Genomic DNA, 25,005 nt, shown 5'->3' with positions numbered 1-25,005 from the left:
GGAGACGCGGTGACTGTTCGGTGAAAGCTTGTCCTTCCCATTGTTGTCACTGTCACACCGCGAAAGCAACGTTCGCATCCGGCGGCGGCCCCTCGCGGCCTACGTGGAGGGCTCACCCCGGTCGGCCGGCGGGGAGGCGGGGTTGCGGCGGGGTGTCAGGGTCGCGTTGGGCAGTTCGGGCGCGGGAAGGCGCTCATGCTCCTGTCCCTCGACCTGCCCGAATCGGTCGGAGGCGCTCTGCCAGTCCTGTCGGGCCCGCACGATGTCCTCGTGGGTGCGGCCGACGAAGTTCCACCACATGACGATCTCCTCGTCGAACGGCGGACCGCCCAGCAGGATCATCCGGGCCGGTTCCCCCGAGGTGTTCTCCAGGGTCAGCCGCGCTGCGCCCGGAGCGGCGTAGCCGAGTTCGGCGGCCCGGAGCGCGGTGCCGTTCATGGCGACCTCGCCACTGTCGACGATGACACCGTGCTCGAAACCCTCGTCGACGGCCAGGCCCACGACGGCGTGCGCGTCGAGTGTGATCTCCGCGCCCAGCACCGGGGTGTACGTGTCCACCGGAGAGGTGTCGCCGGCCAGCGAACCCAGGAACACTCGGGCCTGCCCGCCCTCCAGCGCGACCGTGCCCGGGATGTGGTGCTGGAAGTCGCGTGGGGCGTCCCGATGGGCGGCCGGCAGCGCGACCCACAACTGCATCCCGTGCAGCACGGTGGTCTCCTCGGTGGAGAACTCCGAGTGGCAGATGCCGAAACCGCCGGTCATCAGGTTCAGTTCGCCGGGACGGACCAAGGCCCGGACGCCCAAGCTGTCGCGGTGCTCGATCTCCCCGCTGAACAGCCAGCTCACGGTCTGCAACCCGATGTGCGGATGCGGGGCGACGCGCATCCCGCCGGTCAGGCGCACGTCGTCGGGGCCGTAGTGGTCGGCGAAGCACCAGGCGCCGATCAGCGTCCGTGCCCGCTGCGGCAGTGTCCGCCGGACGGTCATCGCCCGGGGGCCGCCCAGCGGTACGTGCCGGGCGCCCAGTACTTCAACTCCCCGAGGTCGGTGCGCGTCGGCACACGTCACCTCCGGCGGGTGCGTCTCCATATTGCTCATGTCAGTCCTTTCCGCCGCCGTGCGCCGGCCGGCACAGGGCGGCCGCGCCGCCGGTGAGGTGGGGATGTCGACCGGGCCGGCGCGGGGGCCCGGTCGCGGGACGGTGATCGTGGGGAAGGCGTACGGCCGGGGCGGGCCGCGGCGGTGTGTGTTCCGCATCCGATCGGCGACGGCCACCTGGGGGCCGGTGGGAGGCGAGCGGCCGTACGCACGAATTGTACCCGTGTCACACGGTTGGCCTGCCTCGCTGCGGGGGTTGCCGCCGACCGGGCGACTCGGTGCAGGGCCGGGGACTCGGCCGGGCCCCCGCACCGACGCAGAGGCCCCGGGCGGTTGTCACACCCCACCGCGCGTCCCGGTCATGTGTGTTGCCCCCGCTTCACCGACCCATGGCCGCCCGCGTACGTGCCGCACCGTACGCGGGCGCGCGAGGAAGTGCCCATGCGCCGCGAACCGCGGATCACCCCGACAGGCCCCGAGCATCTCGCCGCCGTGGTGGCCATGCACCGCCGCTGCTCACCGCACACTCTCTGGAGCCGCTACCACCGTGCGACGGCCGACCCCGCGAGCTTTCTGCCAGCCCTGCTGTCGCGCCCCGGTTCGGTCCATCTGGCCGTGTGGGACCCGACCGGCCGCATCGTCGCCGTGGGGCACCTGATGCCGGACGGCTCGGCTGTGGAGGCCGCGCTCCTCGTCGAGGACGCCTGGCAGGACAGAGGACTGGGCACACGCCTGCTTCTCCGCCTGGGCCGACATGCCGCCGAGGGCGAATGGGAGACGGCGTACGGCCTCGTGCTGCCCGGCGACGAACGGATCGACGCCATGCTCGGCCACACCGCACTGCCGGTCCACCATGGCGACGACGGCGGAGTGACGACCGTCTGGGCGCGCACAGGGGACCTGGCCGAGGTACTTCCGCCCCGCCGCCGGCTGCTGGTCCGTGCCCGGAGCAGACGCTGACCGGGCGCGGGGGCCGGAGACCCTGTTCCGTCAGCCGGTCGACTCCGAGCCACGCGGATGCGCCGACGCCGGCCCGAAGTACGGCTTCGCACCGGGGCCGCACCGGTGCGAGTCGCGCAGGCCCGGCGGCCGGCACATGGCCCCTCACCGGTCCAGGCCGTACCGCTCACGGGCCTGCGCGACGTTCTCGGGGGCGACCTGCCCGGACCGGGCCAGCCGGTCCAGGGCAGCCACCACGATCGACTCGGCGTCCACCTGGAAGTGGCGGCGCACGTCCTCGCGGGTGTCGGACAGGCCGAACCCGTCGGTGCCGAGGGAGTAGTAGTCCTGCTCGACCCACTGGCTGATCTGGTCGGGCACCTGCCGCATCCAGTCGCTGACGGCCAGCACGGGACCGGGCGCACCGCTCAGCGCCCGGGTGACGTACGGGGTCCGCTCCTCGCCGCGCATCCGCGCGGCGTCGGACTCCATCGCGTCACGGCGCAACTCCGTCCAGGAGGTCACCGACCACACGTCGGCCCGCACGTTCCACTCGGTGGCCAGCAGTTCCTGAGCCCGGAGCGCCCAGTGGATCGCCGTGCCGGAGGACAGCAGTTGGATCCGCGGCCCTGCCGCGGCGGGCTCCGCGGGCCGGAACCGGTAGATGCCCCGGAGGATGCCCTCCTCGATACCCGGCACCGCGGGCATGGGCGGCTGGTGCTTGGGCTCGTTGTAGACCGTCAGGTAGTAGAAGATGTTCTCGGCCCGCTCGCCGTACATCCGGCGCAGACCGTCCCGGACGATGACGGCGATCTCGTAGGCGAACGCCGGGTCGTAGCTGATCACCGCCGGGTTGGTGGAGGCCAGCAGGTGCGAGTGCCCGTCACCGTGCTGCAGTCCCTCGCCGGTCATCGTCGTACGTCCGGCGGTGCCGCCCACGACGAATCCGCGGCCCAACTGGTCGGCCAGCGCCCAGAACTGGTCGCCCGTGCGCTGGAAGCCGAACATGGCGTAGAAGATGTAGAACGGGATCATCGGCTCGCCGTGCGTGGCGTACGAGGTGGCCGCCGCCGCGAACTCGGCGACGGAACCCGCCTCGGTGATGCCCTCGATGATGAGTTGACCGGTCCTGCTCTCCTTGTAGTAGAGCAACTGGTCGGCGTCGACGGGGTCGTAGGTCTGGCCCTGCGGCGAGTAGATCCCGGCTGTAGGGAACAGCGACTCCATACCGAAGGTGCGCGCCTCGTCGGGGACGATCGGCACCCATCGCGCACCGGTCTGCTTGTCCCGCATCAGGTCCTTGACCAGCCGGACCAGCGCCATCGTGGTCGCGACCTCCTGGTTGCCGAAGCCCTTCTCCAGTGCCTCGAACGGCTTGGCGGGCGGTTCCGGCAGCGGCTTGGCGACGACGCGGCGGGACGGGAGCGGCCCGCCCAGCCGGGTCCGCCGCTCGTGCAGGTACCGCACCTCGGGCGAGTCCTCCCCGGGGTGCCAGTACGGGACCTCGTCGCCGGCGAGCGCGCTGTCGGGGACGGGCAGGTCCAACAGGTCCCGCATCTCACGGAACTGCTGCATCGTCAGCTTCTTCATCTGGTGGCTGGCGTTGCGCGACTCGAACGCCGAACCGAGGGTGTGCCCCTTGACCGTCTGGGCGAGGATCACCGTCGGGGCTCCCCTGTGCTCGACGGCCGCCCGGTACGCGGCGTACACCTTCAAGGGCTCGTGCCCGCCACGGGAGTTCTCGAACAGGTCCACGATCTGCGCGTCGCTCAGGCCGGCGGCGACGGCGGCCAGCGCGTCGCCGGTGAAGAAGTTCCCCCGTATGTAGGAGGCGTCGCGCGCGGCGAGGGTCTGCAACTGCGCGTCGGGCACCTCGCCCAGGCGCCTCACCAGCGCGCCGGACGTGTCCTGCTGCAGCAGCGGGTCCCAGGCCTCGCCCCACAGGGTTTTGACGACGTTCCAGCCCGCCCCGCGGAACCGGGACTCCAACTCCTGCACGATCTTCGAGTTGGACCGGACCGGCCCGTCAAGGCGCTGAAGGTTGCAGTTGACGACGAACGTGAGGTTGTCCAGGCCCTCGCGGGAAGCCAGGGTGAGCGCGGCCATCGACTCCGGCTCGTCCGTCTCCCCGTCGCCCAGGAACGCCCACACGCGCGAGGCGGCGGTGTCCTTGATGCCACGGGCCTCCAGGTAGCGGTTGAACCGGGCCTGGTAGATCGCGCCGAGTGGGCCGAGGCCCATCGACACCGTGGGGAACTCCCACAGCCACGGCAGCCGCCTCGGATGCGGGTACGACGGCAGGCCGTTGCCGCCCGCCTCGCGTCGGAAGCCGTTCAACTGCTCTGCGGTCAGGCGCCCTTCGAGGAACACGCGGGCGTAGATGCCTGGCGAGGCGTGCCCCTGCACGAACAACTGGTCGCCCGAGCCGCCGCCGTCCTTGCCGCGGAAGAAGTGGTTGAAACCGATCTCGTACAGCCAGGCCGCCGACGCGTAGGTGGCGATGTGCCCGCCGAGGCCGAGGTGGGAACCGCGCGTGACCATCGCGGCCGCGTTCCACCGGTTGATCGCGGTGATCCGCGACTCCATCTCCAGATCCCCGTCGAAGGCGGGCTGCGCCGCGGCCGGGACGGTGTTGATGTAGTCCGTGGACAGCAGCCCCGGCAGGGACACCCCGGTGCGCGCCGCCACCTCGTGCACCCGTCGCACCAGGTAGGCGGCCCGCTCCGGCCCGGCGTTCCGTACGACGGCGTCGAGGGAGGCCTGCCATTCGGCGGTCTCCTCGCGGTCGCGGTCGGGCAACTGGTTGAGCTCGCTGATCGCGGGGGAGTCGGTGGGCCGGGACTGATCACTCATGGCAGCCTTCTTGTCACAGCGTGGGGCCTGGGAATGCCGTCCGCGGACACCAGCGGTGCGGCGGATCGGTTCGGGGGGCACGGCCGGCGGCACGCCGGCCTCCGTCCCGCACGGTCAGAGCTCCTTGAGCCACCGGTCGAACGTGTGGTGGCCCAGGTGGAGGTCCGCGCCCGGCGCGGGCAGGAGCGTCCGCTCCTCGAGCATCGCGCCGAAGTACAGCGCTCGTTGGTCGGCGACCACCCGGCTCGCCCGGCCGCGTGCGGCCAGTACCTGGGACGCGAGTTCCTCGAAGGGGAGCACCTCCGGTCCGGCCACCTCCAGCACTCCGAACAGGGGCACGCCGACAGCGACATGGGCGACCGCGGAGGCGACGTCGTCCGCGGCGGCGGGGCGCATCAGCAGCGGAGGGACGTACACACCGTCCGGCCGGGTGCTCGTCACGGCGACCGTCTCCACCGACTCGAAGAACAGTGGGGCGCGCACGACGGAATGCGGGACGGTCGAGCGCTTCGCCAGGTCCTCCTGCACCGCCTTGGCCTGGAAGTAGCCGGAGCCGACACGGTCGGTGCCGACCATCGACAGTGCCACATAGTGTTCGACGCCCGCGGTGGCGGCGGCCTTGAGGAGGGTGCTCGTCGCGGTCGCGAAGAACGCCGTACTCACCTCCTGGTTGCGCGACGGCGACTCCGTGACGTCCACGATCACATCGGCGGCCCGCAGGGCCACGTCCAGGCCGTCACCGGTGCTGATGTCGACCCCCGTCGCACGGGAGACCGGCACCACCTCCACGCCGTGGTCCCGGAGCCTCGCGACGGCGAGGGAACCGATCAGGCCGGTGGCACCGGCAACGACGACTCTCATCTGGTTCTCTTCCGTCGGGGCCGGTGTCCCGGCCGGGCTTCTCGCGCAGGTGGAGGACGGTGGCGTACCAACGTGCTCACTACATCCAGACCGGAGAGGCCCCCTGGTTGTGACACCGCGCCCGGGATCGTGGTCCGTGCCCGCGGCCGCACGACCCCGATCGCGTCACTTCCGCGCGGGAACTGTCAGGGAGCCGACCGTGCCCAGGGGGGCGCATACGCGCGGCCGGCCGCTGACGCGTCGCACATCGGCACACGGTGTCCGGACCGGACACATGGGCTGTCCGACAGCGGGAAGGACGCACAACCGCCCCTACGCCCTCCGGAGCCGCTCCGAAAACCGGTGGAGCATCCGGAGCGGGCGGGACACAATCCCCGGGAAACCAGGGTGAGGGGCAGCTTGTTTGGACGTGTTCGCGTGTGCCGACTGCGGCACGGAACTGACGGCCCCGGTGTCCCGGGTCGCCCTCCCCGTCCACACCCACCACGGAGGATGGGAAGAACTCCATCCGCCGCTGATGGAGCCCGCAACGTACGCCGTCGACCCCCGGCCCACCGGACCGCCCTGGCGGTGCTGGGCGGAGGTCGGGGAGGACGCGGCAGCCCGGCAGGGTGTGTACGTGCCGGTGCACTCCGTGTCCTTCGGTGCCCGGAACAGGATCGTCATCGCCCCCGGGGACTCACGGTCCATGACCTTGATCCTCGAAAGGTGTGAAGGGTACTGCCGAGGTGTGGACGGTCGGGCCGGGCCCAACCTGGCCTGCGCGGGCTGCGGACGGCCCGTGGCGACCCGCATCGACGACTGCGGGATGTGGCAGACGGTGTGGCTCGAACCCGACCTCGTGGTACGCCGAGCCTCCGGGCGGCCTGCCGATCCGCCTCCCGGCTGGGGCGATCTGGAGCGCGCCGAGCACCGCGTCCCACCCGTCGAGCCGGACGGATCGTGGAGCCGGCGCTGGGAAGCTGCGGTCGGGGTCGTGCTGGCCCACCTCGTGGTGGCCACCAGGGGCCGCCCGGTGGCCCTTCCCGTCGGCCCCGTCACCGCACTGCTCGGGCATGCGGTCGGCTGGTACCTCCCCGCCGGTCCCGGCGCCCTGTCCTCGGCACTGGCCGGCCCGGGTGTCCGCGCGCCACGGTCCCGGCCCGACGTGCTGTTCGTGCCCCTCCACCCCCTCACGGGCGAGGCCTGGCGCCCGCCAAGCGGCGAGAAGGGTGTGGTGCCGATGGACAGCGGGGTCTGGGCGTACCTCGCCCATCCGGGGGAGACCTCGCCGATGCCCGCGACCGGAGGGCTTCCGCACGGTGTCCTGCGCGACGACTACCCGCTTCCCCCGAACCCCGGGAGCTCGCTGACACCGAATGCCGACGCCTTCGAGTACACCCTGGTCGGACTGCCTGCCGTACGAAATGTCCGGCCCAGGAGGCATCGAGGGGCGGCCTGCTAGGCGGCGTCCGTAAGGTCTTGCGACGCTCCCGCCGGGAACTCGTTCATGATCAGCCGGGCAAGGCCTCGCCGGTGAAGGGGTCCTCCAGCAACGGGACACACGGAGACAACAGCGCCTCTGTGTGCTGTGTGACCACGCCCCGCGCGAGCCTGAGCACGCTCACCTCGTTCTCGTGGCCCGGGTACTCGTCGTCGCGCATATGGAGGAGCCCGTAGGAGCCGGGTGCAACCGCCGCCACATGTTCGAACAGACCGACGACATCAGGCGACGAGCGGTGATTGGAATGGCCTCCCAGATGGACGAACGGCTCGCCGTTCATCCATCGCAGATCGAGGAGGTACGGGCCGGCCATCCGGGCGACCTGAAGCCCGAGCCCATCGACGATCTGCCGTAGTCGGGCTTCGTCGTCGTCACCGACTGCGTTTTCCCTGACCGTGATCCAGCCGTGGTATTCGAACACGCCGCGATCCTAGTGGGGCCCGCAGTGCGGCACGGTGTGGATCGTGGCACCAGGCGCGGCCCCTGCGGTCCGCCGCGGTCACTGTGTGAGCGGCAGGACCGAGGACGTGTCCGGTTCTGCCAGCAGAGTGGGTACCGTCACGATCGAGACCTCCTTGGTGAGCAGACGGTGCACGGGACAGCGTCCTGCGACTCCCATCAGCCGCTCCCGCTGGGCCGCGTCCAGATCGCCCGTCAGCCCCACGTTCTTGACGATGTTGCCGCCGCCGACGAACCGCACGGCCACGTCGACGCGTTCCAGCGGCATGTCGTGCCGGTCCGCGAAGGCCCTCACCGCCATGGAGGTGCAGGACCCGAGCGCGGCCAGGAGCAGCTCACCGGGTGTGGGGCCCGTGTCGGCGCCCAGCGGTTCGGGTTCGTCGGCCGTGACCGTGTGCGGGCCGATCGCGACGGACCGGGCGAGGAGCCTGCCTTCGCCGACGGACACGATGCGTGTGCTCATGGATGTTCCTTTCGCTCGGGAAGCGGGAAGCGGGAAGCGGGAAGCGGGAAGCGGGAAGCGGGCGTGAAGTCCCGTACGCGGGACGGTCGGTGATACCACCAGTGACGGACCGACGGACCGACGGACCGACGGAGCCACGGGGCGGCGAGATCCCGATGGTGGTGACGGCCGGTCGGCCGACGACGTCAGCGGCGACCTCGCGTCGAGTCCTCGGGGCGGGAACCGGACGCGTCGCGCGGGGCGGCGGGGTCCACCCGGCCGCGCTCGGACGCCGGGGCGCGCAGCCGCCGGAGGGTCTGGGAGACCGCCTCCATGCGCGCGTCGACGGCGTCGATCGCCTCGCGGAGCATCGCGAGCCGCGCCTCCAGCAGCGCGGCCTCCGTGGCCAGCGACACGGCGGCTTCGGCGGGGTCACGCTGCTGCTCGGAGTCTTCGCGGGGCATCGTCCCGTCCCTTCCTGGGCTCCGGCCACGCTGCGAACGCGGGCGTGGACCGTGAGCCTGCTCGGACATCTCTGCGGAGGGGCCCGGGCGTTCGCCGCCGCAAGCCGTCCTCACACGCATTGACCGGGTGGGCGGGGAAGCTGTGACAGCAGATCCGTCACGAGGCCACTGAGCCGGGTTCAGCCGGTGGGCGCGACGGCCCAGCGGGACCGTGATTCGAAGAAGGCGGCGATCTTGCTCGGGTTGAACACCCACATGACCTGGTGGATGCCCCGGCGGGTGGCCGCGACGGTCAGGAAGGTCGAGGGGCGGCCGGATCGGTAGAGCAGGACCCCGCCGCGCCCGTTCGCCTCGACGTCCCTGGTGTCGACCGTCGACCAGAACCGTGGGACGGCGGTCGAGAGGTTCGCGACCCGGGACCGGCCGAGAACAGGGATACGGGCGGCACCCCGGATGCCGTCGCCGTCGGACAGGCTGACCGTGTCCGGAGTGAGCAGCGCCTCCAGCGAGGCGACGTCACCCCGTCGGGCTGCCGCGACGAAGGCGTCGAGCAACTCGCGGTGTTCGTCCGGGTCCACATTCTCCCGCTGTTCCGACGCGACATGCCTGCGGGCCCGGCTCACGATCTTCCGGACGTTGACGGTGGTGAGATTCAGGATCTCCGCGATCTCCGGGTACGCGTAATCGAAGGCCTCCCGCAGTATGTACGCGGCCCTTTCGGTCGGATTCAGTCTCTCCAGCACCAGGAGCAGGGCGAGTTCCAGGGCTTCAGCCCGCTCGGCACCGACCACAGGGTCGTTGCTCGTGTCGATTGGCTCGGGCAGCCAGGGACCTATGTACGTCTCGCGGCGCACACGCGCGGACTGCGCCACGTTGATGGACAGCCGTGTGGTGGTGCTGGAGAGGAATGCCGCGGGGCTGAGTACGACGCTGCGGTCGGTCTTCTGCCAGCGCAGCCAGACCTCTTGGACGATGTCCTCCGCCTCCGCGGCACTTCCCAGCATGCGATAGGCGATGCCGAACAACCGTGGTTGGAGCTTCACGAAGGCGGCGACGGCATCGTCCAAGTCGCCGTCGGTGGGGGGCGCCTGTGGGTGCATGATCCTGCTGTCTCCGCTTCTCCGGGTGCCGGTTCTCGTCGTGGGGGTGGGTGCCTGCCGACGTCCGAGGGCCGTCGGGGCCGGGCCGGAGGGGCGAACCGTGCCGTGCCTCAGGTGCGTTCGGCTGCCTCCCCTCCAACGACCGGACCGGCGTCCACGATGTGACAGGTTCGCGGTGTGGGTCTGTCGGCGTCCGGCCGCGGTCCGCCCTCGTGGACCGCGGCCGGGGCTCAGGGCGTTCTGGCCTCGCGGCGGGCCAGGACGAGGGACGCACCGGTCAGGAGCGAGGCGATGACGCCGGCGCACAGCACGGGCACGGTGGTGAACGTGGCGGCGAGGACGGCCAGAGCCGCGACTGGAGGCAGCACGTCGGCCGTCCGGCGCGGCCGTCCGGCCTGTCCGTGCAGGAGCCACAGGCAGGTGATGAAGACGGCGACGGGAACGGTGAACGTGAGGGCGACCTGGATGTCGCCCAGCGCGCCGTGCCCGGTGACATGGGCCACGTTGACGGCGAGGCCCACACCCACCGCGGCCGCGGCGGCGAAGACCCCGTAGTGGCCGTAGCTCCACAGCATGGCCGTGGTCATGGTGGTGAGTCGGCGCGGCGCGTCCTGGGCGAAGTACAGCCACCACAGGGCGAATACGGTGAGGATGCCGCCGAGCGCGATGAGCAGGACCGACCCGAGCGCCTTGTCGGTGTCGAGGGCGGTGCGTACGGCGAGCGCGGATGCCGTGATGGCCTCTCCGAGGACGATCAGGGTGAACAGGCCGAAGCGTTCGGCGATGTGATGCGGGTGCCATGGGGTGCGGCCCTTGCGTTCGACCCATATCGGCACGGCGAGTTCTCCGACGGCGAGCAGCGCGAAGGTGATGAGGCCTCCGTCGTGGGGGAGCGCCAGTCGCACCAGCCAGCCGATCTCCAGGACGAAGATGCCCAGGGCGTAGCGCAGCGCGGACCGACGGCTTGCCCGGTCCGTGTACGCGGCTCTCAGCCATTGGCTGACGAGGGCCAGTCGCATGAGCACGTAGCCGGAGGTGATGCCGGTGAAGTCCCCGTGCTCGAGCGCCTGGGAGGCGCCGGCGGCCATGACGAGGGCTCCGATGATCTGGACCAGTGTGAGGAGCCGGTAGGGGACGTCGTCCGTGTCGTAGGCGGAGGCGAACCAGGTGAAGTTCATCCAGGCCCACCAGATCGCGAAGAACACGAGCGCGTATCCCAGCAGGCCGTGACCCGGACGGCCCTCGGCCAGTTCGTGCTCGAACGCCGAGGCGGTCTGGGCGACGGCGGCGACGAAGCAGAGGTCGAAGAGCAGCTCCAGAGCGGTCGCCGTGCGGTGCTTCTCACCGGTGTGGCGGGCGACCATCGGCCGGTACCAGGCACTGGACGCAAACGGTGACTGAGACATGGGGTCCTGATCCAAGAAGTGACGCAGCGCAGGGGACGGTGTGACCGAGCGCGGTGGTTCGATGAGCGGGAAGCGACGCGAAGCATCGAAAACTGCCACTCAGTGGGCATCCTACCCGCGTGTGAATGTGGGCCCACCGTGGCACCCGGCCCATGACCGACAGACAGGCGGACGGTCACACGCAGCCACATGCATGAGCGCGGCAGCACGGCTTCCAACCGAAAAGGAGCTGGTGGCCGGGGTATTCCAGGTGTGATTTCGTTCAGGGGTCGGGCTGCCGGTGTCGGCGCCACGGAGCGTCGGCCCTCGGTGACACCGGGGCACCCGCTCGTCGACCATCACACTGTTCACCACTGTCTTGGCCGTCCTGACGATGGAGCGGTGGGCCGGGAGTGGACGCGGCCTGCTCGCGGACCGTGGGCGCGGCCTCCCGCACACCCGCGCCGGGAGGTTCAGGCCGCTGTCGCCGGGTCCACCCGGATCGCCGAGACGTCCAGGAGCAGGGTCACCTTGTCGCTGATCAGGGCACCGCCCGACACGGGTGCCGAGTTCCAGGTCAGACCCCAGTCCGACCGGCGCAGGGTGGCCGCGCCCTCGAAGCCGATCCGGTGCTGCCTGTTCAGGTCCCGACCGGCCCCGCCGAACGTGACGGCGATGTCCAGCGGCAGTTCGACGTCCTTCATCCGCAGGCTGCCGGTGAGGCGGTAGTCGCTCCCTCCGAGCGGGACGACCTCGGTGGAGCGGAACGACATGAGCGGGAACGTCGAGCAGTCGAGGAAGTCGGGGCCCGTCAGATGGGCGTCGCGCTGCCTGATCCCTGTGTCGACGCTGTCGGTCTGGATGCTCACGTGCGCCTCGGAGCGGGAGGGGTCCGAGCCGTCGAGCCTGAGCAGTCCCTCGAAACGGTCGAACCTTCCGCGGACGTTGGAGACCATGGCGTGCTTGACGGCGAATCCGATGGTGCTGTGCACCGGGTCGATGATGTAGGCGCCGGTGAGTTCCCGGCCCGGTCCGGAGGTGGCGACGGTGAGGTGACGGCGTCGTGTGGGCATGGCGAACGGTCTTCCTTGCTCTCGCTGTCGACGACCATGGAGTGTCGGCGGCTCGACGCCCGCGATCGATGTGGAAAGGGTTCTCGCCCGCCCGGTGAGGGCGGCAGGCCGTGAATTGCCCCTTGCCGGCAATTCGCTTGGTTCCGCACCAGAGAGGACCGGTCGCGGACGCATTCTGTGACAAGTCCGCGTGGAATCCCGGAATTCCCTCTCCCCGGTCGATGGCGACCCCCTTGACACCGTGTTCCACCGCCTGCGTTATCGTTCTGCCTGCGCTCCTCGGATCGTGCCCGTCTCCGGCGCGATGAGCAGCAACGCCCTTTGCCACGGACGACTTCACGGTCCGCGGATCGCTTCGAGGGCCTTCGCCCGATCACACGTAGAGAGAATCGGATGCGTATAAAGAACGCGAGCTACGTGCTCACAGGTTCCGCCCTGGTGGCCACTCTGGCGGCTGTTCCGCCGGCCGCCGCGGACACCCCCACACCTCTTCCCGGCCCGTCGGTCTCCGGCGTGCTCGCCGTCCAGAAGCAGGCGATGGCCGCCGGCGCGCCCGGCGCGCTCACCCGTATCGACTCCGGGACGTCCAGCTACCGGATCTCCATGGGCAAGGCCGACACGGCGGCCGGGACCGCGATGGACGCGGACCGCAGATTCCGCGTCGGCAGTGTCAGCAAGAGCTTCACCACCGTCGTACTGATGCAGCTCGTCGCCGAGGGACGGGTCGACCTGGACGCGTCGGCGAACACCTACCTCCCCAAGCCGCTGCCGGACGACCGGATCACCGTGCGGCATCTGCTGAGCCACCGCAGCGGCCTGTGGGACTACACGAACGACATGTTCTACAACACCGTTCCCGGCTTCGAAGCGGTCCGGAACAAGGTCTTCACGTACCAGGAGCTCATCGACCTGTCGACGGCTCACAAGCCCAACAACGAGCCCGGGGCCGCCTACAGCTACTCCAACACCAACTTCGTGGTGCTCGGACAGCTCATCGAGCACGTCACGGACGTACCGATGGCCACGCACTACGAGCAGCGGATCTTCAAGCCGCTCGGCCTGAAGAACACCTCGTACGTGCACCCGCGGACGACCATCACCGGTTCCTACGCGCGCGGTTACGTCCGGGACGACGACCCCACGCTGCCGCTGGTCGACTCCACCGAGCAGACGGTCTCCTGGGGGCAGTCGGCCGGTGCGGTGATCTCGAACTCCTCGGATCTGAACCGTTTTTTCGCAGCGGTGGTCTCCGGCAAGGTCGTGCCTCCGGCGCAGTTGCAGGAGATGATGAAGGTCGTCCCCGTGAACGCGGACGGAACCCAGTTCTACGGGCTCGGCCTGCGTGGCAGGAAGCTTTCCTGCGGTGTGACCGTCTACGGTCACACCGGCACTGTCCAGGGCTACTACACATACGCCTTCACCACGGCCGACGGTAAGCGCAGCATGGCGTCGATGGCGAACACCTCCAACAACGGCACCGTGAACACCATCCTCGCCGGCACGCTGGAAGCCGCCTTCTGCGGGACCAGCCCCGCCAAGGCCGACAAGTTCAGCCGCTCCGGCGGCGAGGGCTTCACCGAGGACATCGCTCCGCAGGTCGTCCGCGGCTGACACCGCCCCACCCCGTGACCTCGTCGGGTCACCACTGACGCGCCGCCGTGCGAGGCTTTGAGGCCCCGTACGGCGGCGCTGTCGGTGACGGTGCCGACACGACTCGTCGTCGGCGGTTCCCGTAGCGGACAAGGCCCGAGGGTGGCCCGGGATGCCGAGGGTTGCGTCAGCGTACCGAGACGACGGTCAGCGACTTGGGTCCGCGTCCCGGGCCGCGAAGGGTGACGTCGAAGAGCAACTGCCCCTGCCCGGGGCGCAGGACGGCCGTGCGGCCCGCGCCGACCTTCGTCTCCGGGCCCTGGAGGCGCTCGCCCTGACGGGCTCCGTGGATGACGGTGACGTACACCGCGGACGGTCCGGAGTTGCGTACCGTCACGGCTTCGGTCGGTGTGCAGCCACGCGCGGCACCGGATGCCGGGCAGACCTGCCGCAGATCGCCGAATCCATAGGTCCCGCAGGACAGTTCGGCGTCCGCGGGGAGTGTGGAGCGGCAGACGCGGCCGGCGGACACCCGGCCGTCGGCCGCGTCCTCGTCGTACAGGAGCAAGGCACCCGCCCCGACCAGGGCCAGGGCGGCGCAGCCTGTCCAGACGGCCGGCGGCACCCGGCGGTGGTGTCGGCGACCGGTGCGCGGCCGGGAGCGCCGTACGGGCTTCACGGGTGCCACCGGTCAGGCGGAAGGGCGGGGTGCGCGCAGGTGGGCGCGCTCCTTCAGCTCCTCCTCGTCGACGAGTTCGAGCATCGGCCGGCCGGGGGCGCACATCATGGTGACCACGAACTCGGTCCGTGCGTCGGTGAGCGCGTTGCCGTCCTGGTAGTGGATGACGTCGCCGCCCGGCTCCCAGAACGTGCCGCCGGCCTCGACGACGCGCTCGGGCTCCCCTTCGAGCTCGAAGCGTACGGCGCCCTCGACGACGTAGCCGAAGGCGGGGCCGGAGTGGCGGTGCGGCGGGGTGCCCGCGTCTCCGGGCTCCCACTGGACGCGGATGGTCATGGCGGAGGCGCCCTCGGGGACGGTGATCGGCGAGGCCTCCTGGATCATCGTCGCCGCCCGGGTCCAGCTCGGACCGTCCTCGCCACCGGCTCCGTGCCCGTGCCCGGCGTGTCCGTGGTGGGCGTGCTGCGAGTGCCCTGTGTTCTCCGACTGCTCTGTCTGCTCCGACACTGTTTCGCACCTTCCGTCAGTCCACCACGCCGCCGGTACATCTGTCGTCGAACGTGAGGATGGCTTTGCGGTCCGAAGACCGTTCGACCCTCTTGACCGGGCGTGCGGTCGTTCTGTGACGCGGGTGTCGAACGTGGTTGCTCCCCGGGCTCGGCCGTTTTCGCGGGACCGATGAGCATGGTGGGGCGGCGGGGCACGCTGAGGCCTACGCGCGGCGCATCGCGGCCCCCGGGCGATGTCGCCCCGGAGGCCGCGATCCGTCCGGTCAGGGTGCGGGCGGCGGCGCGGGGGCGCCGCGCGGGGGAGCGATCCTGGCGTAGGTGCCCGTGCCGGCACTCGCGGCAGCCGTCGCCCCGGCGTCCGGCTGCGCGGGCACCGCGGCGGTGTGCCCGCCACCCGGGACCCAGCCTCGGTTCACCACCTTGGTCTGCATGATCCACGCACCGGCGAGGATGATCCCGCCGAAGGTGAGCATGCCGATCAGGCCGAGGCTGCCGTCGACCTTTCCGATGGTGCCGAGGATGGCGCCGAACCAGCCGAAGTCGGCGTCGCCGAATGTGGTGTTGGCCTCCCCGAACGAACCGAGGGCCTTCAGCAGGATGGCGGGCAGGAAGGTGATGAGCAGGCCGTTGAGGAACGATCCGACGGCGGCTCCGCGGCGGCCCCCCGTGGCGTTGCCGTAGACACCCGCCGCGCCGCCGGTGAAGAAGTGCGGCACGAGGCCGGGCAGGACCAGCGCCAGGCCGAACGCGGGGTTGAACACCCAGATGAGTGTCGCCAGGCCGATCAGCCCGCCCAGGAAGCTGAAGATGAAGCCGATCAGGACGGCGTTCTGCGCGTACGGGAAGACGATCGGGGCGTCCAGCGCGGGCTTGGCGCCGGGCACGACACGGCGGGCGATGCCCTGGAAGGCGGGCACCAGTTCACCGAGGATCGTGCGGACACCGAACAGGATGACCGCGACACCGATGCCGAACTGCAGGCCCTGCATCACGGACTCCATGATGTAGTCGCCGGCGTCGGTCGCGGGTGTGCCGTCGGCCCCGGCGAACGCCTTGAACGCCTCGCTCTCGCCCACCTTGCCGAGGAACAGCAGCGACATGACGAGGTAGATGAGCACCATGGACAGGGCCGTCGCGACCATGGAGTCGCGCAGGAAGCGCAGTCCTTCGGGCAGCTTCATGTCCTCGGTGCTGCGGCTGCGCTTGCCCACGAGCCGGCCCGCGGCGCCGGACACGATGTATCCGGCGGTGCCGAAGTGGCCCATGGCGACGTTGTCGTTGCCCGTGACCTTCTTCGTCCACGGGTGCGCGAACGCGGGGAGGGCGACGAGCAGGATGCCCAGCAGCACACCACCGCCCAGCACCACGGCGACGGAGCCCTGCCCGGCGGTGGCCATGACGATGGTCAGGAGCGTTGCCATGAACAGCATGTGATGGCCGGTCAGGAACACGTACCGCAGCGGCGTGAAGCGGGCCAGGAGCAGGCTGATGAGGAAGCCGACGATCATCAACCACGCGACTCGTGCGCCGAATTGGGTCTGCGCGATGCCGACGATGGCCTCGTTGGTCGGGATGACGCCGTGCGCACCCGTGGTGCCCTGGATCATCCGGCCCAGGGGCTCAAGGGCGGAGGAGACGAGACCCGCGCCCGCACCGACCAGAAGCAGGCCGAGGGTGGCCTTGATGGCCCCGCCGATCGTCTGACCGACGGACTTCTTCAGTGCCGCCAGACCGACGGCGGTGATGATGCCGATGAGGTACGCAGGCTGGCTGAGTATCTCGTTGACGAGGAACTTCGCTATGGCGATGAGCCAGTCCATGGCCTGTGCCCTTCTTGATCAGACGCTGTACGTGTCCCGGAGGACCGCGTCGACTTCTGCCGTACTGGTGAAGTCCTGGACGACCTTCACCGGCACGCCCACGTCGCCGAGCGTTCTGGCGATCTCCTGTGAGGTGAGGATGGCTACGGCCTCGGAGGCCTTGCCCTTGGCGGAGATGGTGTCGGTGGCCTCGACGGAGACCTGGCGCGACCAGCCCCAGCGGTCCAGGACCTGCTCCAGGGTGTTCTTGAGGAACAGGCTGGTGCCGACGCCGTTGCCGCAGACGGTCAGGATCTTGTGTTCCGCGAGCGCGGGGGATGTCTCGTCCGCAGGGGCATCGGGTCGGGGGCGGGCACCCGAGGCAAGCGCCGGGCCCGGGGCCGCACCCGGGCCAGTGCTCGATGCGGGGCTCGAAGTCGCCTTGTCCGTGGGGCGGTTGCCGTCGAGCACGGCGAGCACGTCTTCGGGTGAGGCCGCCTGCTGAAGGGCGCGGGTCCGTTCGGGATCGGCGAGGACGCGGGCCAGGGCGGACAACGCGGCCGTGTGGGCCTCGGCGTCGGACGCGGCGAGTGCGACGACAAGCTCGACGGGGTCGTTCGACTCGTGCCCGAAGGGCACGGGACGCGACAGCCTGACCCACGACATGCCGGTGCGCAGCACGGCGGGTGAGGGGCGCGCGTGCGCGAGGGCGAAACCGGGAGCGATGACGATGTAGGGACCGTTGTCCTCGACGTTCCGGACCATCTCCTCGGTGTACTCGGCGGTGCTGATCCCTTCGGAGACCAGGATCCCGCCCGCCGCGTGGATCGCGGCACGCCAGTCGTCGGCGGCCACTTCGAGCCGGACGGCGTCGGTGGACAACAGGTCGGTGAGAGCGCTCATGAGGGTCTGGACTCCTGTCGTGCGGCACGTTCACGCGTGACGCGGCCTGCCGGTCGGTCACCGCGGAGCGGGATCTGTGTCCGGTGTCGTCGCGAGGAGCGGAGGGAGTCCCCTCCGCTCGGGCGGGCACCGGCCGGCCCGCCTCCCCGCCGTGGGCCGGCGACGGGGAGACGGACGATCGAGGTTCGGCGGGGCGGGATCGCCTCAGCCGAACATGCCGGGCGTGTAGTCCCCGGCGGGCTGCTGGTTGATGACGTTGACGCGGTTGTACGCGTTGATGATCGCGAGCAGCGAGATCAGGGCGGCGAGCTGGTCCTCGTCGAAGTGCTCGGCTGCACGGGCCCAGGCGTCGTCCGGGACGCCGCCGGAGGCGTCGGCGATCCGGGTGCCCTGCTCGGCGATCTCCAGGGCCGCGCGCTCGGCGTCGGTGAAGACCTTGGCCTCGCGCCAGACCGCCACCAGGCTCAGCCGCTGCTCGGTCTCACCCGCGGCGAGGGCGTCCTTGGTGTGCATGTCGGTGCAGAAGCCGCAGCCGTTGATCTGGCTCGCGCGGATCTTCACGAGTTCCTGGATCGTGAGGGGCAGGGTCGAGTCGACCAGCACCTTGTTGGCGGAGTTGAGGTGCTTCATGACCTTGCCGGCGAGAGCGTTTCCGAAGTAGTTGAGCCGCGCGTCCATGAGGATCTCCAGTGTTTGAGTGCGTTTCAGTCGTATTGACCGGAATGGACGGGTGGATCGTGACAACGGTGTGATGTGACGTGCGTCTCGCACGGTGTGCTTCGTGTCGCCCGGTCGGGCCGTCGTCCCTTGTCCGTTCGAAGCCGCCGTACCGTGCGGTTCGCCTTCCGGGTCGGGCGCCGTGCCGAGCGGCCCCGCCCTTCGAGGAATCCGCACCATGGGGCCGCGCCCCTGCGGAGGCCGTAGCGGCGGATTCTCCGGGGTGCCTCCCGGGTCCGCGCAAGGGCGCCGGAGTGAACATCGCAGTGTGCTGTCACATCTGGGTGGTCGACTCGGTCCTACATGACGAATCGGCCTTTTCGGTTCATTCGCACGCCCACACGGTGTGCAGGCCATGCAGCAAGCTGAAAGGTTCATCAACAATGAGTGGACAGAACCCGACCGTCGTCCTCGTGCACGGTGCGTTCGCGGACTCCTCCAGCTGGAACGGCGTCGTCGAGAAGCTCCAGGCGCACGGCTATCCGGTGGTGGCCGCCAGCAACCCGCTGCGCGGACTGACCGGCGACGGCGAGTACGTGAGGCAGCTCGTGGCCTCCATCGAAGGCCCCGTGGTCCTCGTCGGCCACTCCTACGGAGGCGCCGTCATCAGCAACGCCGCCACCGGACTCGACAACGTCACCGCACTCGTCTACGTCGCCGCGTTCATGCCGGACGAGGGCGAGAGCGCGATCGACCTCGCGGGCAAGTTCCCGGGCAGCTCGCTCGGCGAGGCGCTGCGTCCGGTGCCGATCACGCTCCCCGACGGCAACCAGACCGCGGACCTCTACATCGACCAGGGCAAGTTCCACCAGCAGTTCGCCGCCGATGTGCCCGCGGAGACGGCGGCGGTCATGGCCGCCACCCAGCGTCCCGTGACGAACGACGCCCTGACCGAGGGCGCGGCCGCCCCGGCGTGGAAGGAGATCCCGTCCTGGGTCCTCGTGGCCACGGAGGACCGGAACATCCCGCTGGAGACGCAGACCTTCATGGCCGAGCGCGCCGAGTCCACAGCGGTCGCCGTCACGGCCTCGCACGCGGTCGCCGTCTCCCTCCCGGGTGACGTCGCGCGCCTGATCAACGAGGCGGCGCAGGCGACCGCCTGAGCGCGGCCTGTCAGGGGCCGTTGGCCGAGGCCGGTTCCGCGGTGCGGCGTCCCGCCCGCGCGGCGGCGCCGTGCCGTCCCCCTGCCTGCCCTCCCGCCCGACCTGCCGGGCGGGCAGGGCCGTGACCAGGCCGGTCCCGCCCGGTCCGGTGTGGTCACGCCGAGGGGCCGGAATTCGGGCTCCCGCACGAATCATCCCGACGCATGGGTGAGGACGACACTGAGATGACCATTACCGGCGAGATGACACTCGCTCGTGAGCTCACGGTTACGCGTGAGACGTCCGAGTCGGCGATCGCGATGGTCGACGAGTGGGGGACCGTGGTCGCGTGGACGCAGGCCGCCGAGCGGCTTCTCGGCCACGCCGCCGGGGACGTGGTGGGGCGGTCCCTCGCACTCCTGCTTCCCGACATCGAGGAAGCGCCGACGATGTCGGCCTTCGTCGAGCAGTGCCGGTCGAAGAACGGCTGGCCCGGCACCAGGGAGGTGTACCACCGGGACGGTCGCCCCTTCGGCGTCGAGTTGCGGATCTCGATGCTGAAGGGGCGGGACTCCTCCGTACGGTGGCTCCTCTCCGTGTGCGACATCGGCCCGACCGACGGGGGGACGGTGAACGGACTGCTGCGCGAGTCGCTCCTCGTCCGCGCTCCCGTCGGCGTGTCCGTACGTGACCGGGACCTGCGCTGCACATGGGTGAACGACACGATGGAGAGCCACGACGGCATCCCGCGTGGCCGACGCCTCGGCCGCCGCTTCACCGATGCGCTGCCCGGAGCCAAGCCCGAGGCGCTCCAGGCCGTGATGCGGCAGGTGGTCGACAGCGGCACCACCAGGGTTCACCAGTACCGGACCTGGCTGACGGCGGGACCACTGAAGGACCACACCTTCGCCGCCTCGTTCTTCTGCCTCCAGGGCGCCGACGGCCGAGCGGTGGGCGTCTGCACGATCAACGTCGACGTCACGGAGGGCCGCCGGGTGCGCGAGCAACTCGCCGCTCTCGGACAGGCCGGCGCCCGGCTGGGCAGAACACTGGACGTCATGCAGACCGGTCAGGAACTCGCCGACCTCGCCGTGGCACTGTTCGCCGACTACGCCGCGGTCGACCTGGAGCAGTCGGTGCCCGTTGCGCTCGGCGACGACCACCCCGTGCGCATCGGCCCGGCGGGGGAGCGCCTCCCCGTGTTCCGTCGCGCCGGACTGGCCTCGATCCGTCGAGGCGTCCCGGAGTCCCCGTGGATGCGCGGTGAACCGGTACCGGTGCCCGCCGCCTCACCCCTCGCCGACGCCCTGCGCACGGGCAGGCCCCACCTGGAACCGATCCTGGACACCGCCCCTGGAACCTGGATCGACCAACACCCCGTACTGGCAGCGAAGTTCCACGAGTCCGGCGCGCATTCCCTGATGGTCGTCCCCATCCGGTCCCGGCGCGTGCTGCTGGGCGCGGCGCTTTTCTTCCGCACCGGGAACCCGACGCCGTTCCAGGAGGTCGACCTGCTGCTGGCGGAGGAACTCGTCAGCCGCGCCGCCAGCTCCCTCGAGAACGCCCGTCAGTACGCGCGTGAACAGTGCGTGGCCCTCACGCTCCAACGGCACCTGCTCCCGAAGCGGTTGAAGGGCGGAGTGGCGGTCGACACGGCTTCCCGCTATCTGCCGGCCGACATCGACCACGGGGTCGGTGGCGACTGGTTCGACCTGATTCCGCTGTCCGGCGGCCGGGTGGCGCTGGTCGTCGGCGACGTGGTGGGGCACGGCATCAACGCCGCCGCCACGATGGGCAGGTTCCGCACCGCCGTCCACACGCTCGCCGACATGGAACTGCCACCGGACGAGTTGCTGAGCCACCTCGACGACACGGTGCAGCGGCTGTCGGAGCAGGACGACGACACGGACCACGCCGCCGCGGTCGTGGGCGCCACGTGCGTCTACGCGGTCTACGACCCCGTCACGCGGAAGTGCGCCATGGCGGCGGCGGGGCACCCACCGCCCGTGATCGTCGACCCGCAGGGCCGGATCACCCACCTGGACCTGCCCGTCGGAACCCCGCTGGGCACGGGGCTGACCGCCGCGTACGAGTCGGTGGAGCTCGAACTCCCCGAAGGAAGCATCCTCGCCCTCTACACGGACGGCCTGATCGAGTCGCGTGACCACGACATCGACGTGGGCATGCGCCGCCTTGAGGCGGCGCTCGCGCAACCGGGTCGATCCCTCGAAGAGCTCTGCACCGAGGCCGTCGAGTGCTTCCCCGAGCAGGGGCCCACCGACGACGTCACGCTGCTCGTCGTCCGGACCCGTTCACTGAACCCGGACCATGTCGCCACGTGGACGCTGCCCAACGACGGGACCGCGCCCCGTACTGCCCGGCACCTGGCCGCCCGGCAGCTGGCCGAGTGGGGACTGGGAGCCCTGGAGGACGCCACGAACGTCATCGTCAGCGAACTGGTGACCAACGCCGTCCGGCACAGCACGGGCCCGATCCGGCTGCGGTTGATCCGGCACCAGGTCCTCACCTGCGAAGTGTCCGACACGGACCTCTGCTCCCCCCGACTGCGTCGGGCTCTCACGCTGGACGAGAACGGCCGAGGCCTGTGCCTGGTCTCCCAGTTGTCCCGGCGATGGGGTTCCCGCTCCATACCGGACGGCAAGGTCGTCTGGGCCGAACAGGACCTGCCCTCCGAGCCCACGTGAACCGCCCCGCCCCGGCGCGAGGGGCAGTTGGGCGCCGGCGCGGCCCGCAGAGCATGTCCACCACCTTGCGGACCGACAGGAAACGATCTAAAGCCCTGTTGAGCGTTGCGCCGACCTGGCGGCCTGCTCGATCCTCGCGCGGTGGGCCGCACGGGCTTCCACGTCGATGTGCTTCTCGTTCTCGGCGCGTACCCCGGTCCGGCCGTCGAGGCTCTCGCGCAGGATGTCGGCGTGCCCGGCGTGCCGGACGGACTCGACGAGGACATGGACCATGACGGCGAACAGGTTCGTGTTGGCACGGGGCTCGGGCCACCACGGCACGTGGCCCGGGGCGTCGAGGGCAAGCTCGTTGATCGTCGCGTCCGAGTGCTCCCACGTGCGACGGTAGAACGCGACGACCTGGTCGCGGGTCTCACCCTCGGCCGCCCACAGATCGCTGCCGTCGGAGTCCTGCCACCGGCCCAGCGGTTCCGGGGACGGGCGGTCGAAGACCGCGCCGAAGTACCAGGCCTCCACGGTCGCCACGTGCTTGACCAGGCCGAGGCGGTTGGTCCCGGTCGCTGTCAGAGGTCGGCGGGCGTCGTACTCGGACAACCCGTCGAGTTTCCAGAGCAGGGCCTCGCGGTCCCGCCGCAGTCTCTTGTGCAGGTCGTCCTTCGCGAAAGCGTCGATCATGCGGGATGAGCCTGTCATGTCCTTGCTCGTCGCTTCAAGATCCCGTGGGTGGCCGCGACGGCGGGCCGGTGTCCTGCGCACCCTTGAGTGGCCTCCCGGTCCATCACCGCGCAGGGTGAACGGACTTGTCGCGGGCGACGAGCCGATGGGGCCGGGTGCGAGTGACCCGGCCCCATCGGGCAGTTGCGCATCCGGGGTTCCGGTCGGGAACCGACGTCACGCCCCGCTTCCCGCCCGGCTGCCGCGCGGGCCCCAAATCCCGCTTCCCGCCGGGTTGTCGAGCGCACCGCACCTCGACCGCCCCGGTGCGAGCGGCAGATCATCGCTGCGGCGAGGGAGGACGTCGACCCGTACCGGCTTCCTCACCAGGAGTGCGCGACGTCGACCACCAGGCGGTCGGGGAGTTGGAACACCCGGAACGGCAGGCGGGCGCGCACGCCGAGGCCGATCTGCGTCGTGCCCTCGAAGCTGGCCCCGAACTTGGCGTCCCGGAAGGTCCGGTAGCCGGTCAGGTCGACCCCCGGGAGGGGCCGGCCGCCGCGGCCGGGGTACGTCGCCTCGTGGGTCTCCAGGTCGTAGGAGGGGGCGGACACGACGACCTCGATGATCGCTCCACCGGAGATCGGGATACGGGTCCCGGTGGGGTCCTGGTAGAAGGTGTCGACGTAGTGCACCGTGTACCCGATCGTGTCGCTGCCGGCGGTGGGCACGTCGAACACCATGCGGTCGTAGCAGGCCTGCCTGCCGGTCCTGATGTCGGTCAGGGATCCCAGGTCGGCGTCCACCGCGGTCTTGGGGAGGCTTCCCCAGCCGGTCTGGCACGCGACAGCCGTCGCGGCCGCACCCGCCGTCGTGGGCGCGGCCACACCAACCCCCACGGCGGCCATCGTCAGGGCGGCCAGGGCCGCTCCGTATCGTCTCGTCTGCATGGTCTTCCCCTAGCGTCGCGGCTCTGGCTCCCTGGTATGTGCGACATGCCGGTTACTGGTTTGGTTGTGCTCGCGGCCCCGGGGATCGGTCCGCGATCCGACGACGGCGTGGAATCGACTTGTGCGCGGCCGTTGGCGGTGTTGTCGGCCGTGCTGGCGTGCGGGCCCAACAGGTCGCCGTACGACGGCGGTTCGCACCAGGAACCGGTCGGGGTTCGAGGTCCGGCGCCGCGACGGGCGCCCGCGTGTTTGATTTCAATCGATACCGTATTGAATGAAAGCATGGCTGGTAATGTGCTCTCATGGCAGCCGAAGCTTCGCATCAGACCTCCGCCCCGCGCGCGACCGACCGTCCCGGGGACGCATCGCCGTTCGCTCTCGGCCTGCTGCTGCGCAGGGCGCACTGGCGTGCCGGCTCGCTGATGTCGGAGGCGCTTCGGCCGCTCGGTATCGAGCTGCGGCACTTCGCCGTGCTGATCGTGCTGGTGGACCGGGGCGCCACGGTGCAGCGTGACCTGTCGGAGGCGACCGGGACGGACAAGGCGGGCATCATGCGCGTGGTGGACGACCTGGAGCGCAGGGGACTGGCGGTGCGCAAGGCCGTTCCCGGCGACCGGCGCGTGCGGGCGGTGGAGATCACCCCGCAGGGTGTCGAACTCTTCGACGCGGCCCATCTGGCGGCGGCCCCGCTCGCGGAACGGCTGATCGCCGATCTCATGCCCGGTGAGCCGGAGAAGCTGACGGATCTGCTGACGCGCGTCGCCCATCCCACGAGCGACGAGGCGTAGGGCCTCACCGGCGCCGCGCGCTCGTCGCGCGGCCGTCACCGATGCCGCCGGGCAGGCTGAGCCTGCCCGGCGGCATCCTCCGGACCGTCGAGGCGCCCGACCCCGACCGTGCCGAGCTTCTACGCCGGGCCCGTCGCGGCGATCGGCGCCGATTGCGCCGCTCTCCCGTCCGATCCTGTCGGGGAGCCCGTCCCCGACCGTGTCGTCCTCCCCGGCCGGGCCCGTCGCGACGCGCGGCTGCGACCGATGTCGCCTTGCCCGCCATGTCCGGTGCGGGAAGGGCGACTTCACTGCGCTTACGCCAAGTCGGGCGCGGGGGAGGAGTCTTCACGGCACCCGAGCGAGAATCCCTCCTGTCGGGTCCTGTCCGACGGGGCCGTGCGCCGAGCCCCCGCCATGGGCCCGAGTCGACATGGGCGGGCGGGCCGCACTGCGCGCCGGCGGCCACTCCGCCGTCAACTCCGTGCTGGCG

The 25,005-nt window shown here is 70.6% G+C and carries 22 protein-coding genes; 6 read left to right on the top strand and 16 right to left on the bottom strand.

Features of this window, described 5'->3' with window-relative positions; genetic code table 11:
- Positions 1 to 99: 99 nt before the first annotated feature.
- Positions 100 to 1,098 (bottom strand): pirin family protein, encoded by a 999-nt coding sequence (locus tag IE265_RS24240; RefSeq protein ID WP_190037782.1) that lies wholly within the window; start codon positions 1,096 to 1,098, stop codon positions 100 to 102.
- 441 nt (positions 1,099 to 1,539) lie between these two features.
- On the opposite strand from IE265_RS24240, the gene IE265_RS24235 reads away from it, so the two are divergent.
- Positions 1,540 to 2,058 carry a GNAT family N-acetyltransferase gene (locus IE265_RS24235; RefSeq protein ID WP_229916451.1) on the top strand — a complete coding sequence of 173 codons (519 nt, stop codon included), beginning with the start codon at positions 1,540 to 1,542 and terminating at the stop codon, positions 2,056 to 2,058.
- A 144-nt stretch (positions 2,059 to 2,202) separates the two neighbouring features.
- On the opposite strand, the gene aceE is transcribed toward IE265_RS24235, so the two are convergent.
- On the bottom strand, positions 2,203 to 4,890 hold the full coding sequence (gene aceE, locus IE265_RS24230) for a pyruvate dehydrogenase (acetyl-transferring), homodimeric type (RefSeq protein ID WP_190037781.1): 2,688 nt from the start codon (positions 4,888 to 4,890) through the stop codon (positions 2,203 to 2,205).
- 114 nt (positions 4,891 to 5,004) lie between these two features.
- Entirely contained in the window at positions 5,005 to 5,751 is a 747-nt protein-coding gene (locus tag IE265_RS24225) for an SDR family oxidoreductase (RefSeq protein ID WP_190037780.1), read from the bottom strand.
- A 781-nt stretch (positions 5,752 to 6,532) separates the two neighbouring features.
- On the opposite strand from IE265_RS24225, the gene IE265_RS38535 reads away from it, so the two are divergent.
- Positions 6,533 to 7,195 carry a hypothetical protein gene (locus IE265_RS38535; protein WP_229916449.1) on the top strand — a complete coding sequence of 221 codons (663 nt, stop codon included), beginning with the start codon at positions 6,533 to 6,535 and terminating at the stop codon, positions 7,193 to 7,195.
- A 49-nt stretch (positions 7,196 to 7,244) separates the two neighbouring features.
- Here the strand turns inward: IE265_RS38535 and IE265_RS24215 are convergent, their stop codons facing one another.
- The 6 genes from IE265_RS24215 to IE265_RS24190 all read right to left on the bottom strand — a co-directional run bounded on the left by IE265_RS24215 (position 7,245) and on the right by IE265_RS24190 (position 12,157).
- The gene (locus IE265_RS24215; RefSeq protein ID WP_190037778.1) at positions 7,245 to 7,655 is read right to left on the bottom strand and encodes an Imm7 family immunity protein; all 411 of its coding nucleotides are present in this window, start codon (positions 7,653 to 7,655) and stop codon (positions 7,245 to 7,247) included.
- Positions 7,656 to 7,733: 78 nt separating this feature from the next.
- Complete coding sequence (locus IE265_RS24210; RefSeq protein WP_190037777.1) at positions 7,734 to 8,156, bottom strand: OsmC family protein; 423 nt, start codon at positions 8,154 to 8,156, stop codon at positions 7,734 to 7,736.
- 185 nt (positions 8,157 to 8,341) lie between these two features.
- Positions 8,342 to 8,599, bottom strand: a complete 258-nt coding sequence (locus IE265_RS24205; RefSeq protein WP_190037776.1) for a hypothetical protein — start codon at positions 8,597 to 8,599, stop codon at positions 8,342 to 8,344.
- A 179-nt stretch (positions 8,600 to 8,778) separates the two neighbouring features.
- Complete coding sequence (locus IE265_RS24200; protein WP_190037775.1) at positions 8,779 to 9,699, bottom strand: sigma-70 family RNA polymerase sigma factor; 921 nt, start codon at positions 9,697 to 9,699, stop codon at positions 8,779 to 8,781.
- 230 nt (positions 9,700 to 9,929) lie between these two features.
- Positions 9,930 to 11,105 (bottom strand): low temperature requirement protein A, encoded by a 1,176-nt coding sequence (locus IE265_RS24195; RefSeq protein ID WP_190037774.1) that lies wholly within the window; start codon positions 11,103 to 11,105, stop codon positions 9,930 to 9,932.
- A 452-nt stretch (positions 11,106 to 11,557) separates the two neighbouring features.
- Positions 11,558 to 12,157, bottom strand: a complete 600-nt coding sequence (locus tag IE265_RS24190; RefSeq protein WP_190037773.1) for a YceI family protein — start codon at positions 12,155 to 12,157, stop codon at positions 11,558 to 11,560.
- A 393-nt stretch (positions 12,158 to 12,550) separates the two neighbouring features.
- Between IE265_RS24190 and IE265_RS24185 the strand changes: the two genes are divergently transcribed.
- On the top strand, positions 12,551 to 13,768 hold the full coding sequence (locus IE265_RS24185; RefSeq protein WP_190037772.1) for a serine hydrolase domain-containing protein: 1,218 nt from the start codon (positions 12,551 to 12,553) through the stop codon (positions 13,766 to 13,768).
- Between the two features lie 166 nt (positions 13,769 to 13,934).
- Here IE265_RS24185 and IE265_RS24180 read toward each other — a convergent pair whose 3' ends face one another.
- The 5 genes from IE265_RS24180 to IE265_RS24160 all read right to left on the bottom strand — a co-directional run bounded on the left by IE265_RS24180 (position 13,935) and on the right by IE265_RS24160 (position 18,315).
- Entirely contained in the window at positions 13,935 to 14,372 is a 438-nt protein-coding gene (locus IE265_RS24180; protein ID WP_190037771.1) for a hypothetical protein, read from the bottom strand.
- 66 nt (positions 14,373 to 14,438) lie between these two features.
- Entirely contained in the window at positions 14,439 to 14,810 is a 372-nt protein-coding gene (locus tag IE265_RS24175; RefSeq protein WP_190037909.1) for a cupin domain-containing protein, read from the bottom strand.
- Between the two features lie 388 nt (positions 14,811 to 15,198).
- Positions 15,199 to 16,755: a PTS ascorbate transporter subunit IIC gene (gene ulaA / locus IE265_RS24170; protein ID WP_190037770.1), complete on the bottom strand. Its 1,557-nt coding sequence runs from the start codon at positions 16,753 to 16,755 to the stop codon at positions 15,199 to 15,201.
- An 18-nt stretch (positions 16,756 to 16,773) separates the two neighbouring features.
- Positions 16,774 to 17,637 (bottom strand): PTS sugar transporter subunit IIAB, encoded by an 864-nt coding sequence (locus IE265_RS24165; RefSeq protein WP_190037769.1) that lies wholly within the window; start codon positions 17,635 to 17,637, stop codon positions 16,774 to 16,776.
- Positions 17,638 to 17,841: 204 nt separating this feature from the next.
- On the bottom strand, positions 17,842 to 18,315 hold the full coding sequence (locus tag IE265_RS24160; protein WP_190037768.1) for a carboxymuconolactone decarboxylase family protein: 474 nt from the start codon (positions 18,313 to 18,315) through the stop codon (positions 17,842 to 17,844).
- Between the two features lie 422 nt (positions 18,316 to 18,737).
- On the opposite strand from IE265_RS24160, the gene IE265_RS24155 reads away from it, so the two are divergent.
- Positions 18,738 to 19,457, top strand: a complete 720-nt coding sequence (locus IE265_RS24155) for an alpha/beta fold hydrolase (protein ID WP_190037767.1) — start codon at positions 18,738 to 18,740, stop codon at positions 19,455 to 19,457.
- Positions 19,458 to 19,660: 203 nt separating this feature from the next.
- Positions 19,661 to 22,141, top strand: a complete 2,481-nt coding sequence (locus tag IE265_RS24150; protein WP_308434802.1) for a SpoIIE family protein phosphatase — start codon at positions 19,661 to 19,663, stop codon at positions 22,139 to 22,141.
- 87 nt (positions 22,142 to 22,228) lie between these two features.
- On the opposite strand, the gene IE265_RS24145 is transcribed toward IE265_RS24150, so the two are convergent.
- Together IE265_RS24145 and IE265_RS24140 are read right to left on the bottom strand one after the other, a co-directional pair.
- Positions 22,229 to 22,816, bottom strand: a complete 588-nt coding sequence (locus IE265_RS24145; protein WP_190037766.1) for a DinB family protein — start codon at positions 22,814 to 22,816, stop codon at positions 22,229 to 22,231.
- Between the two features lie 362 nt (positions 22,817 to 23,178).
- Positions 23,179 to 23,745: an AMIN-like domain-containing (lipo)protein gene (locus IE265_RS24140; RefSeq protein ID WP_190037765.1), complete on the bottom strand. Its 567-nt coding sequence runs from the start codon at positions 23,743 to 23,745 to the stop codon at positions 23,179 to 23,181.
- A 302-nt stretch (positions 23,746 to 24,047) separates the two neighbouring features.
- Between IE265_RS24140 and IE265_RS24135 the strand changes: the two genes are divergently transcribed.
- A complete protein-coding gene (locus IE265_RS24135) occupies positions 24,048 to 24,533 on the top strand; it encodes a MarR family winged helix-turn-helix transcriptional regulator (RefSeq protein ID WP_190037764.1) in 486 nt (161 codons plus the stop codon).
- Positions 24,534 to 25,005 lie beyond the last annotated feature (472 nt).

It is taken from the genome of Streptomyces fructofermentans, assembly GCF_014651055.1.
Taxonomy (GTDB): domain Bacteria; phylum Actinomycetota; class Actinomycetes; order Streptomycetales; family Streptomycetaceae; genus Streptomyces; species Streptomyces fructofermentans.
Note: the sequence above shows the minus strand (reverse complement) of the source record. Positions and strands in the feature narration are given on the sequence as shown.

Excerpts from the sequence above, each read along its gene's own strand:
- IE265_RS24145 (WP_190037766.1), bottom strand. The coding sequence starts at position 22,816 with ATGATCGACGCTTTCGCGAAGGACGACCTGCACAAGAGACTGCGGCGG.
- IE265_RS24195 (WP_190037774.1), bottom strand. The coding sequence starts at position 11,105 with ATGTCTCAGTCACCGTTTGCGTCCAGTGCCTGGTACCGGCCGATGGTC.
- ulaA (WP_190037770.1), bottom strand. The coding sequence starts at position 16,755 with ATGGACTGGCTCATCGCCATAGCGAAGTTCCTCGTCAACGAGATACTC.
- IE265_RS24165 (WP_190037769.1), bottom strand. The coding sequence starts at position 17,637 with ATGAGCGCTCTCACCGACCTGTTGTCCACCGACGCCGTCCGGCTCGAA.
- IE265_RS24175 (WP_190037909.1), bottom strand. The coding sequence starts at position 14,810 with ATGATCCAGGAGGCCTCGCCGATCACCGTCCCCGAGGGCGCCTCCGCC.
- IE265_RS24190 (WP_190037773.1), bottom strand. The coding sequence starts at position 12,157 with ATGCCCACACGACGCCGTCACCTCACCGTCGCCACCTCCGGACCGGGC.
- IE265_RS24185 (WP_190037772.1), top strand. The coding sequence starts at position 12,551 with ATGCGTATAAAGAACGCGAGCTACGTGCTCACAGGTTCCGCCCTGGTG.
- IE265_RS24240 (WP_190037782.1), bottom strand. The coding sequence starts at position 1,098 with ATGAGCAATATGGAGACGCACCCGCCGGAGGTGACGTGTGCCGACGCG.
- IE265_RS24205 (WP_190037776.1), bottom strand. The coding sequence starts at position 8,599 with ATGCCCCGCGAAGACTCCGAGCAGCAGCGTGACCCCGCCGAAGCCGCC.
- IE265_RS24210 (WP_190037777.1), bottom strand. The coding sequence starts at position 8,156 with ATGAGCACACGCATCGTGTCCGTCGGCGAAGGCAGGCTCCTCGCCCGG.
- IE265_RS24150 (WP_308434802.1), top strand. The coding sequence starts at position 19,661 with ATGGGTGAGGACGACACTGAGATGACCATTACCGGCGAGATGACACTC.
- IE265_RS24200 (WP_190037775.1), bottom strand. The coding sequence starts at position 9,699 with ATGCACCCACAGGCGCCCCCCACCGACGGCGACTTGGACGATGCCGTC.
- IE265_RS24155 (WP_190037767.1), top strand. The coding sequence starts at position 18,738 with ATGAGTGGACAGAACCCGACCGTCGTCCTCGTGCACGGTGCGTTCGCG.
- IE265_RS24225 (WP_190037780.1), bottom strand. The coding sequence starts at position 5,751 with ATGAGAGTCGTCGTTGCCGGTGCCACCGGCCTGATCGGTTCCCTCGCC.
- IE265_RS24135 (WP_190037764.1), top strand. The coding sequence starts at position 24,048 with ATGGCAGCCGAAGCTTCGCATCAGACCTCCGCCCCGCGCGCGACCGAC.
- IE265_RS24140 (WP_190037765.1), bottom strand. The coding sequence starts at position 23,745 with ATGCAGACGAGACGATACGGAGCGGCCCTGGCCGCCCTGACGATGGCC.
- aceE (WP_190037781.1), bottom strand. The coding sequence starts at position 4,890 with ATGAGTGATCAGTCCCGGCCCACCGACTCCCCCGCGATCAGCGAGCTC.
- IE265_RS24160 (WP_190037768.1), bottom strand. The coding sequence starts at position 18,315 with ATGGACGCGCGGCTCAACTACTTCGGAAACGCTCTCGCCGGCAAGGTC.
- IE265_RS24235 (WP_229916451.1), top strand. The coding sequence starts at position 1,540 with ATGCGCCGCGAACCGCGGATCACCCCGACAGGCCCCGAGCATCTCGCC.